Origin of the sequence: Lysinibacillus sp. (assembly GCF_032093475.1) — a bacterium.
GTDB lineage: Bacteria > Bacillota > Bacilli > Bacillales_A > Planococcaceae > Lysinibacillus > Lysinibacillus irui.
In genome coordinates this window covers 1-10,625 of the sequence record NZ_DAMDAY010000054.1, presented here as the reverse complement: position 1 = coordinate 10,625, position 10,625 = coordinate 1, and the positions used below count along the sequence as shown (strand labels likewise).

At 40.9% G+C, this 10,625-nt stretch carries 9 protein-coding genes and 1 pseudogene; all 10 read left to right on the top strand.

Annotated elements, in window-relative coordinates; translation table 11 throughout:
* Window positions 1-247, top strand: a pseudogene (locus RT445_RS12635) (iron-enterobactin transporter ATP-binding protein); the annotation flags it as partial.
* Between the two features lie 13 nt (window positions 248-260).
* Window positions 261-1,187, top strand: a complete 927-nt coding sequence (locus RT445_RS12630) for an iron-hydroxamate ABC transporter substrate-binding protein (RefSeq protein ID WP_274796694.1) — start codon at window positions 261-263, stop codon at window positions 1,185-1,187.
* A gap of 24 nt (window positions 1,188-1,211) precedes the next feature.
* Window positions 1,212-2,213 carry a FecCD family ABC transporter permease gene (locus RT445_RS12625; RefSeq protein WP_274796695.1) on the top strand — a complete coding sequence of 334 codons (1,002 nt, stop codon included), beginning with the start codon at window positions 1,212-1,214 and terminating at the stop codon, window positions 2,211-2,213.
* The gene (locus RT445_RS12620) at window positions 2,206-3,213 is read left to right on the top strand and encodes a FecCD family ABC transporter permease (protein ID WP_313470662.1); all 1,008 of its coding nucleotides are present in this window, start codon (window positions 2,206-2,208) and stop codon (window positions 3,211-3,213) included. The genes RT445_RS12625 and RT445_RS12620 overlap by 8 nt, the downstream gene beginning before the upstream one ends.
* A 157-nt stretch (window positions 3,214-3,370) precedes the next feature.
* Complete coding sequence (locus RT445_RS12615; protein WP_312507031.1) at window positions 3,371-4,312, top strand: NERD domain-containing protein; 942 nt, start codon at window positions 3,371-3,373, stop codon at window positions 4,310-4,312.
* Window positions 4,313-4,983: 671 nt separating this feature from the next.
* Window positions 4,984-5,403, top strand: coding sequence for a MarR family winged helix-turn-helix transcriptional regulator (locus RT445_RS12610; protein WP_312507032.1), 420 nt, complete (start codon window positions 4,984-4,986; stop codon window positions 5,401-5,403).
* Between the two features lie 11 nt (window positions 5,404-5,414).
* A complete protein-coding gene (locus RT445_RS12605; protein WP_312507033.1) occupies window positions 5,415-6,614 on the top strand; it encodes an MFS transporter in 1,200 nt (399 codons plus the stop codon).
* 162 nt (window positions 6,615-6,776) lie between these two features.
* Window positions 6,777-7,646, top strand: coding sequence for an iron uptake system protein EfeO (efeO, locus tag RT445_RS12600; protein ID WP_312507034.1), 870 nt, complete (start codon window positions 6,777-6,779; stop codon window positions 7,644-7,646).
* 6 nt (window positions 7,647-7,652) lie between these two features.
* Complete coding sequence (gene efeB, locus RT445_RS12595) at window positions 7,653-8,912, top strand: iron uptake transporter deferrochelatase/peroxidase subunit (protein WP_312507035.1); 1,260 nt, start codon at window positions 7,653-7,655, stop codon at window positions 8,910-8,912.
* Window positions 8,887-10,602, top strand: a complete 1,716-nt coding sequence (locus RT445_RS12590) for an FTR1 family protein (RefSeq protein WP_274796706.1) — start codon at window positions 8,887-8,889, stop codon at window positions 10,600-10,602. The genes efeB and RT445_RS12590 overlap by 26 nt, the downstream gene beginning before the upstream one ends.
* Window positions 10,603-10,625: the final 23 nt, after the last annotated feature.

The following is a 10,625-nucleotide window of genomic DNA, read 5'->3' as shown; positions in this document are numbered from 1 at the left end:
ATATAAGCTCAATGAAGAACAAGGACGTACCATTGTCATGGTCCTCCATGATTTAAATCAAGCGGCACGTTTTTCAGATTATATTGTAGCGCTTTCACAAGGTGAGCTGGTGAAATTCGGAACTGCAGAAGAAGTGATGGTTCCAGAAGTATTGAAAAAAGTATTTAATATTGATGCGGTCATTGGCAAGGATCCACGAACAAATAAACCAATGTGCATTACATATGACTTATTACAAACGGTATAAAAGGAGAAGGACAATGAAAAAGTGGCTATTACCTATGTTCATGATGCTTGTATTAGTACTTGCAGCGTGTGGCAATAAAGAAGAGAAAACAGAGAAGGCAGATGAAGGCTCAAAAGAAGCAACGTCAGCAGAAACAATTACCTATCAATCAGAGACAGGTCCTGTGGAAGTACCAGCAAATCCTAAACGAGTAGTGGTATTATCGTCATTTGTAGGGGATTTATTACAGCTTGATGTAAATGTTGTAGGTGTGGATGCTTGGGCAGCGAAAAATCCAAACTTCGAAGATGCTATTAAAGATGCAGTGGTTGTTGAAAATACAGATATAGAAAAAATTCTTGAGCTAGAGCCTGATTTAATTATTGGCTTAAGTGGAATTGAAAATGCTGATAAACTATCAGAAATTGCGCCGACAGTGTTATTTACGTATGGCAAAGTAGATTATCTTCAACAGTTTATTGAAATAGGGAAAGTTGTAAATAAAGAAAAAGAAGCAACGGCATGGGTAGAAGATTTTAAAGCACGTGCGTCTGAAACTGGTAAAAAAATTAAAGAAAAAATCGGTGAAGATGCAACTGTCACAGTGGCAGAAAACTTTAATAAACAGTTTTATATTTACGGTGATAATTGGGGGCGTGGAACAGAAATCCTTTATCAAGAAATGGGCTTAAAGATGCCTGAAAAAGTAAAAGAAACTGCTCTAGAGCCAGGCTACTATGCGATTTCTCAAGAAGTATTAGGGGACTATGCAGGGGACTATGTCATCTTTAGTATGTTCCAAGATCAAGATAATTCCTTCACTGATGCTGCGTGGTTTAAAGATTTAGAAGCAGTGAAAAATGGTCAATTATTTGAAGTGAATGCCAATGCCTTTTACTTCAATGATCCTATTACATTAGAGTATCAGTTAAAGTTCTTTGAAGAGAAATTTTTACAATAATTGAGTAGAGAGTAGCGAAGGCAAATGACAAAGTTTCGAAAGCTTCCATTTTGGCTTCAGGTATTGCTTGCTTTGACCGTATTATTTGGTACGGCCGGTATCTCGTTGTGCTTAGGGGCAGCGAATACGAGTATTCAAGATGTCTTTCAAGCAATTGTCGGACAAAGTGGTGGTAAACATTACACGATTTTACGAGAAATTCGCTTTCCTCGTATCATTGCAGCTATTTTTGTTGGTAGTGCACTCGCTGTCGCTGGAGCAATTATGCAAGGGGTTACACGAAATCCATTAGCTGATCCAGGGCTGCTTGGTTTAACGGCAGGGGCCAATGCTGCCCTTGCCTTAACGATGGCATTTATTCCGAAATTCTCATATTATACGTTAATTTTAGCCTGCTTTGTTGGAGCTGGAATTGGCATGATGATAGTTTATGGAGTGGGTGCTTCTACTAAAAAAGGCTTTTCACCATTGAAGCTTGTGCTAGCGGGCGCGGCTGTAACGGCATTATTACAAGCAATCGCTGAAGGGACAGGCATTTTATTTCAAATTTCCAAGGATGTATCCATGTGGACAAGTGGCGGATTCATTGGCACAACATGGCAGGCATTATTAATCGTACCTGTCATTGTGATTGGTTTACTGCTAGCGTTTGCTTTTAGTCGCCAATTAACGATTTTAAGTTTAAATGAAGAGGTAGCAGTGGGCGTTGGGCAAAATACAACGATGATTAAAGGTATAATGATGTTTGTAGTGGTCATACTTGCAGGCTCAGCGGTGGCACTCGTTGGGAATCTAGCATTTGTTGGCTTAATGGTGCCGCATATGGTTCGTGCATTTGTAGGAACCGACTATCGTTTTGTCTTACCGATGAGCGCTATTGTTGGCGGCTGGTTTATGGTGACAGCTGATTTTGCAGGGCGTATGATTAACGCACCATATGAAACACCTGTTGTGGCGATTATTTCAATTATTGGTCTACCATTCTTCCTACTTTTAGTGCGGAAGGGAGGACGCCAATTTGTTTAAAGACGGTCGTAAAAAACAGCGCAAATGGTTAATCCTTTGGCTAATTGTTACTCTGTTTATTTTTGTTATGGGCATATCATTAGGTGCTGCTTCTGTATCCATTGATCGTATTATTCCAACCTTGCTCGGCGATGGAAGTTTTAAAGAGTCCTTCGTGCTATTTTCGGTCCGCTTACCAAGAATGTTTGTGCTAGCTGCTGCAGGCATGGCGTTAGCTTTAGCAGGCGCTGTGTTGCAGGGCGTTACTCGCAATGATTTAGCGGATCCAGGAATGATTGGGATTAGTGCGGGTGCAGGAGTTGGGATTACTATATTTTATTTATTAGTGAAGGGGGATCTCCCTCACTTTGCTTATGTCTTACCTGCTGTAGGCTTTTGCAGTGCCTTATTAACAGCCCTATCGATTTACTTTTTCTCCTATCAGCGCAATAAGGGTGTGCATCCCGTGCAGTTTATTTTAGTGGGGGTAGGGGTCGCTTCAGCTCTATCAGGAGTCATGATGGTATTAATCTCCTCAGCCGAGCGTAGTGATGTACAATTTATTGCACAATGGCTAGCCGGTAATGTATGGGGCACGGATTGGCCATTTTTCTGGGCATTAGTACCTTGGCTTGTGCTATGTATTCCTTATATTTTTTACAAGGCCAATGTCTTGAATGTCTTGGCTATGACAGAGCAAACAGCGGTAGGCCTCGGCATGAATATAGGGCGAGAACGTTTGCGATTATTAATTGTCGCGGTTGCGTTAGCGGCTGCTGCGGTATCGATAACAGGTGGTGTAGCCTTCATTGGTTTGATGGCCCCCCATATTGCCAAACAACTCGTTGGCCCACGCTATCAATTCTTTTTACCACTAACATTACTTATTGGAGCGAGCTTGCTTATGCTGGCTGATACGATTGGACGTGTTGCCATCGCCAGCGCAACTGTCCCTGCTGGTATTGTCGTGGCATTTATTGGTGCACCTTATTTCTTATATTTATTGCGGAAGAATGTCTAGAAAAGTATGAATCAAAATTAAGTAATGCTCGAAAGAAAAGACTTTTGTTCTAGCGAAAATAGGGAAATATTTATTTTAAACATTCTATATAACAAGTTTTTAGGAACCTCATTCGTTGAGGTTCTTTTTTTATATAATCATGGCAGGAGGTGATTAGATGATTTTATTAGCACGTCAAACATCAGAGACGCAAAAGATGCTAGAGGCACTTATACAAAGACTTCCTGTATCCCATAGTGAATTTACATTTTATTGTGAGCATTTAAGGCGTCTACAGGCAGGATTCGCTGGTGAACAGCTCGTTGATGCAAAATGGCTTGAACTAGACTTACCATCCCCCCACTATTTTCTCCATGACTTTCAAACAATGAATGACTTTGGTTCTACCCATCAAATGGACACCATCTTCCTCTGTCCTCACTTTGTCCTCATCCTAGAAATCAAAAATATTACAGGCAAACTTTCATACGATGCTTCATTCGCTCAATTAACACGTACGACCGCAGATGGTACAGTCGAAGGCATGACGGATCCATTTCTTCAGCTGGAACGGCATGTAGTATGGATGAAAAAACTAGTACAGAAGGAACGGATTGATTTACCAGTTTTGCATGCGGTGGTATTGGCAACGAGAAATGGTATTTTGACAAAGGGATTTGAGGGGCTGCCTATCTTTCATGTGGCAGGGTTAAGATATAATTTACAAAAATGGATGGAGCGGCATCAACCTAGAGTAAGAGTAGACCTTTTGCGATTCGCCAACCTTTTATTATCCCTGCAAACAAAGTTGAAAAAAGAGGTAGAGGTACCGCTCAAGGAAATGACGAAAGGTGTGTTATGTCCACAATGTGTTAATGGTCAGCGATTATCGTATCACTATAAAAAATGGACGTGCCCACGCTGTGGATTGGTGGACGATGATGCATTGGTTCGAACATTAGAGGACTACAGGTTACTAGTCGGGCAGCAGCTGACCAATCGAAGTTTTCGAGAATTCTTTGCCATTGCATCCCCCAACCTTGCATACAAGTTGTTACAACAACTCCCATTGAAAGCGGAGGGTGTCAAAAAGCATCGAAAATATTGGATTATGGAATAGAGAGCTAAGAGCTACAATTCAAGCGGTCTGAATTGTAGCTTTTGGTGTTGTAGAGGGGAATGGCGCTTGAAATAGGTTGCTAGAGAGCGGAGAAAGTGGGGGATACGCTTGAAGCAGGTGGATAGAACGCGCGAAGTGAAGGATAGAGCGGAGAAAGTGGCGGATACGCGTGAAGTGGGTGGATAGAATGCTGAAAGTGACGGATAAGGTTGAGAAAGTGGCGGATAGAACGCGCGAAGTGGTGGATAGAGCGGGGGAAGTGAAGGATACGCATGAAGCAGGTGGATAGAATGCAAAAAGTGAAGGATAGAGAGTTAAAAGTAGCGGATAGACCGGGCAAAGTGAAGGATAGAGGCGGAGAAAGTGTAGGATACGCGTGAAGTGGGTGGATAGAAAGCTGAAAGTGACGGATAAGGTTGAGAAAGTAGCGGATAGAACACGGGAAGTGATGGATAGAGCGGAGAAAGTGGAGGATACGCATGAAGCAGGTGGATAGGATGCTCAAAGTGAAGGATAGAGCAATAAAAGTGAAGGATACCTCTCTCAAAACCACACATTCCAGGCTAATAGCACATACCCCAAGAGCGGCGTTTCGATTATTTCCTACTAGACAAATAGAGTTTTTAGGTATATAGTTAGCTAGGCTAACTAATTTAAAAGGAAGTGATGTTGTGACGATTGAGCAGGAGTTTTTTAATCAGTATCGTTTAATGTATAGGCCTTTTATTAATCAGCTGAATGTGCAGCTTGAGCCTTATCAGTTATATAGTTCGCAGTGGGCTGTACTGCGTTTTTTGAAAGATAGAGGTCCACATTCATTTGTAGATATCGCTACTTTTATGTCGATCGAGAAGCCGAGTGTGACGAAGCTTGTGCATAAGCTTGTGGAGTTAGGCTATGTGGAGACAGTAGCGGGCAAGGATAAGCGTGAGAAGCTTGTCCATTTATCGGCACATGGTGATGAGCTGGTGCAGGAGATTAAGTTGCATTTGAGTCCGTTTTTTGAGCAGGCCCTAGCAGGTGTGCCAGAGCAAGAGATTGAAATTGCGACCAGGGTTTTAGCAAGAATTTGTATGAATATCAATCAATAGGAGAGAGTAACGTGGAAGCAACCAGAAAGAAACTATGGACAAAGGATTTTTTAATTGTCTCACTTATTAATTTTACCATTACGTTAATCTTTTATTTATTAATGGTTACGATTGCGGCATATGCTGTGGAGCATTTTAATGCTTCGACAAGTACAGCAGGGCTTGTTTCGAGTATTTTTATTATCGGGACACTGATAGGTCGTCTTGGTACAGGACGTATTATTGGTGATTGGGGTAGTAAAAAAACATTATTTTGTGGATTACTATTATTTATGTTGTCCACGATGTCTTACTTTATAGCAGGTAATTTGCCATTGCTGATGTTAAATCGTCTAGTGCAGGGGATTGCCCTTGGTATCGCGAGTACAGCAACAGGGACGATTATTGCGCAAATTTTACCACCTGAGCGACGTGGTGAAGGGATTGGTTATTATAGCTTAAGTGCGATTTTAGCTACAGCTATTGGACCATTTATTGGTATTTTATTAACACAGCTTTTTGAAGATTATCGTATGATTTTTGCCGTGGATTCCGTTTTAGCTATTATTTGCTTTTTTATGTATTTTATCGTGACAGTGCCAGATGCACCGAAGAAAGTGAAGGATTCAGCTGTGAAGGCTGGCTTTAAGGTGACAAACTTTATTGAGATGCGTGCTGTGCCTATCGCCTTTGTTGCACTTGTGATTGGCTTTGCCTATTCAGGTGTTATGTCCTTTATGACCTTTTATGCTAAAGAGTTAAATCTTGTATCAGCCGGTAGTTATTTCTTTATTATTTATGCCATTGTGATTTTGGCTACACGTCCATTTACAGGAAAACTACTTGATACAAGAGGAGCCAATATCATTATTTACCCATGCTTAGTTATTTTTGCTATCGGTATGTATGCTTTTAGCTCAGCGACGACTACGATGGCTCTTTTAATTGCTGCTGCATGTATTGGTATTGGTTATGGTAACTTCAACTCCGTTGCACAGGCCATTGCGATCAAAGTAACACCTAATGAGCGTTTAGGACTTGCTACTTCGACTTATTTTATATTTTACGATTTCGGTTTAGGCGTCGGGCCTTATTTCTTAGGATTATTTGTTCCCTCTATGGGCTATAGCGCCATTTTCTTTTCGATGGTGTTTGTCATTTTAGTATCGATTGTGCTTTATTATTTCTTACATGGGAAACATGAGAAAATCAAACAAGCGAATATTTCGTAGATTAGAATCATTATATTGTAGAAAAAACGTCTTTTTTCTAGTTGGCTGTGTAGATCAACTGAAAAATGACGTTTTTTTCTTTTTCAAAAAAAATATATTGCAATGGAGGATGATAATCATTATCATCACAATATAAAACTAATTCGGAAGTAGGAACGAAGGATGAAAAATAAATCATTATTGTCAGTATTAGTAGCAGGAGGCATTCTAATGGCTGGCTGTGGCGATACAGAAGAAGTAAAAAAAGAGGACAAGCCGGCAACAGAGCAGTCAGAGCAAGCCACACAAGCAGTCGATTTAACTAATGAACTATCTGCCTATCAACAATTTGCGTTAGAGCAAATGGATCAATTTTTACTAGAAACAGAGAAATTTGTGAACTTATTCAAGGCAGGCGATATTGAAGGCGCAAAAGCAGCGTATGCACCAGCACGTATGTACTTTGAGCGCTCTGAGCCAATCGCAGAAAGCTTTGGAGACCTAGATCCACGTATTGATGGACGTTTAGCAGATATCAAAGACGAAGGCAAGGGCGAGGAAGAATGGTCTGGCTACCATAAGCTTGAGTATGCATTATGGGAAGAAAATACAACAAAAGGCTATGAAGCTGTAGCAGATCAGCTACTTGCAGATGCGAAGGAATTGCACGCTCTTGTGCAAACAGTTGAAGTGACGCCAGATTTAATGATAACAGGTGCAGTAGACTTATTAAATGAAGTATCGACATCTAAAATTACAGGTGAGGAAGAAATTTATTCCCATACAGACCTTTATGATTTTAAAGCGAATATTGAAGGGGCAGAAAAAATCTTTGATATTCTACGCTCAAAATTAGAAGCAAAAGATGAAAAATTAGTGGCCACACTTGATGAAAAATTTAAGGCAGTGGACGATTTATTAGCACAGCATGCAACGGCTAATGGTGGCTATGTGTCATTCGAGGAATTAACAGAGGACAACACAAAAGCACTTGCGGCAGCTGTTAATCAGCTTGGAGAACCATTAAGTCAAATGGGGATTATTTTGGAGTGAACATAAATGACAACATCAAACGATGAAAAATGGATCAATAAGAAAATTTCTAGACGTGATATGCTGAAGCTGACAGGCATTGGGGTTGCAGGTGTTGCCATCGGTGCTTCTGGCTTAGGCGGTGTCATGAAAGCAATGGGCTATAATGTCTTTGAAACGGTAGAAGATAGTGCGACAGCTAGCAATAAGGTCAATTTTTATGGCAAGCATCAGTCAGGTATTGTGACACCTGTGCAAAAGAATATTTATTTTGCTTCTTTGGATGTTTTAGTGACAACTAAGAAAGAGCTACAAGAGTTGTTCCAGCAGTGGACACCTCTTGTTGTTCGTTTAATGAACGGTGAATTAATGGTGGATGTATCGACGAATACAAGAGTGCCAACTGGTGATACAGGAGAGGCAGAGGGCTTAGATGCGGCTAATTTATCTATTACGATTGGTGTTGGTCCATCGCTCTTCGATAAGCTTGGCATGCAGCATTTAAAACCGGCAGAACTTAAAGATTTACCACATTTCCCGAAAGATCAGCTACAGAAGGAATATACAGGCGGTGATTTGTGTATTCAAGCATGTGCAGATGATCCGCAGGTGGCTTTCCATGCTGTACGAAATTTAGTGCGAGCTGCATCTGGTAAAGTAGAAATTAAATGGTCTCAGGCTGGCTTTAACTCGTTTCCTGCTGGTGGAGGAACACCGCGAAATCTCTTTGCCTTCAAGGACGGCACCGTGAATCCAGCGATTACGGATGAGAAAGATTTAAATAAGGTTGTATGGGTGGATAAAGGCTGGCTGAAAGGCGGCTCTTATTTAATTGCGCGTAAAGTTCAAATGCATCTTGAAACATGGGATCGCACATCATTGAAAGATCAAGAAGCAACCTTTGGACGTTACCGTGACAGTGGGGCACCCTTTGGCAAAACAAAGGAATTTGATGATTTTGATGTAGAGGCTAAGGATGAGAAAGGGAACTATATTATGCCTGATACATCACATGTCCATTTGGCACGGAAATCAGGTGCGCGTATTTTACGTCGTTCCTATTCATATGCATCAGGTGTTATGTCAAATACAGGAACCCATGATGCAGGGCTTATCTTTATCTCCTTTCAAAAGGACCCAGCCCAATTTACAACAATCCAAAATAGCTTAGGGCGAATGGATAAAATGAATGAGTACATTACCCATCGAGGCAGTGCCGTGTTTGCTTGCTTCCCTGGTGTACAAAAGGGGAGTTATTTAGGTGAAGCACTTTTTAATGCGCTGTAGTATGGTCATCGCCTTCATCCTGACTTTAGCTTTGCCTGTGCAAGCTGCGCAATCTTATAGTCATTTATATATTGCGATCAGTGATGCACTGATGAATACAAAGCAGGATAAAGAGACGGAGGCCAAGCAAGCTCTTGAACAATTTGCTACGGACTGGGCTAACGTTTCTTCAGAACAAACAGAGGCAAAAGCCAAAGTCGATAAAATTCTTCAACAGGCCACGAATGCCACTTCCAAGGAACAACGTTTACAGGCGCTGTCGGCTCTATCGAATGCGTTACGTGACTTAGAAAAGCTTGAAAATCCTGTTGATGAAGCGGCACAGCGAACAGAGTTTGGACAAAAATTTAAGCCAATTATGGCAGACTTTGAACAGGCTTTGGCAAGCGGAGATCGTCAGGCCATTGAAGAAGCTTATAAAGATTTTAATAGTAAATGGAATAAAAATGAGCGACCTGTGCGGGAGCAAAGTATTGCGATGTATGGACAAATCGAAACACAAATGGCATTTCTTCGTATTTCTATTTCCGCTGAGGAACCAGATATAGCGCTAATGAAAACTCAATTTGCCGATTTACAAAAAACGATTGAGGATTTTGTGGCAGGAAAGGAAACAGCTGAAGTAGTAGAAGGTGACTATTCGTTAGCTACATTGATTGCCTATATTGACGAGGCTCAAGATTTCATTGATGCTGGTGATTATCAGTCGGCTTCAAATAAAGTGCGTGAGTTTATTACGATATGGCCAAGTGTAGAAATTGAAATCTCCACACGAAATGGCAGTCTTTATACGAAAATTGAAAGTGATATGCCTATTATTGCGAGTGATTTATTAAAATCTACTGTAAATCAAGAAGCACTGACAAAGCAATTAGATACATTCCGTACTGAAATCGAGCTCATCCAAGGTGATTCCGATTATACAATATGGGACGCCGCATTAATTTTGCTACGTGAAGGACTAGAGGCATTACTTATTATTTTAGCCTTAGTATCATTTCTTGAAAAATCAGGTCAGAAGAAGATGCGAAAATGGATTTATGTTGGTGCATTTGTCGGTGTGTTTTTATCAGCCGTCGCAGCTATTCTTATGTCGACCATTTTAAATTCAGCTACGATTGATACGAATCGAGAATTAATGGAAGGCTATGTCGGCTTATTAGCGGCTGCTATGATGATTGGTGTCGGCATTTGGCTGCATAGTAAATCCAATGTGGTCAGTTGGAATCGCTATATTTCGAAGCAAATGGGTCAGGCTATTTCCAGTGGCTCTATTGTGGCAATGGCTGCAATCAGCTTCTTGTCAGTCTTTCGTGAAGGGGCGGAAACACTTGTCTTTTATGCGGGTATTGCCCCGAAAATGGAGACCTCACAATTTATCCTCGGGATTGTCGTAGCACTGCTGATTCTTGCAGTACTTGCCATTGTCTTGTTTAAAGCAAGTGGCAAAATTCCAGTTCATAAATTCTTTGCGGTAGCGACCATTTTAATTTACGTATTAGCCTTTAAAATTATTGGTGTTAGCCTGCATACATTGCAGCTCACTGATCATTTGTCTTCAACAATTGTCGATCGCTTACCGGTTATGAGCTTGATTGGCTTCTATCCAACTGTGGAAACAATGATTGGTCAAGCTATTTTACTAGTGTTAGTGGCAGCTACTGTCATCTATAAAAAGAAACAAGCTTAAAGAGAAAGGTAGATGACTGAAAA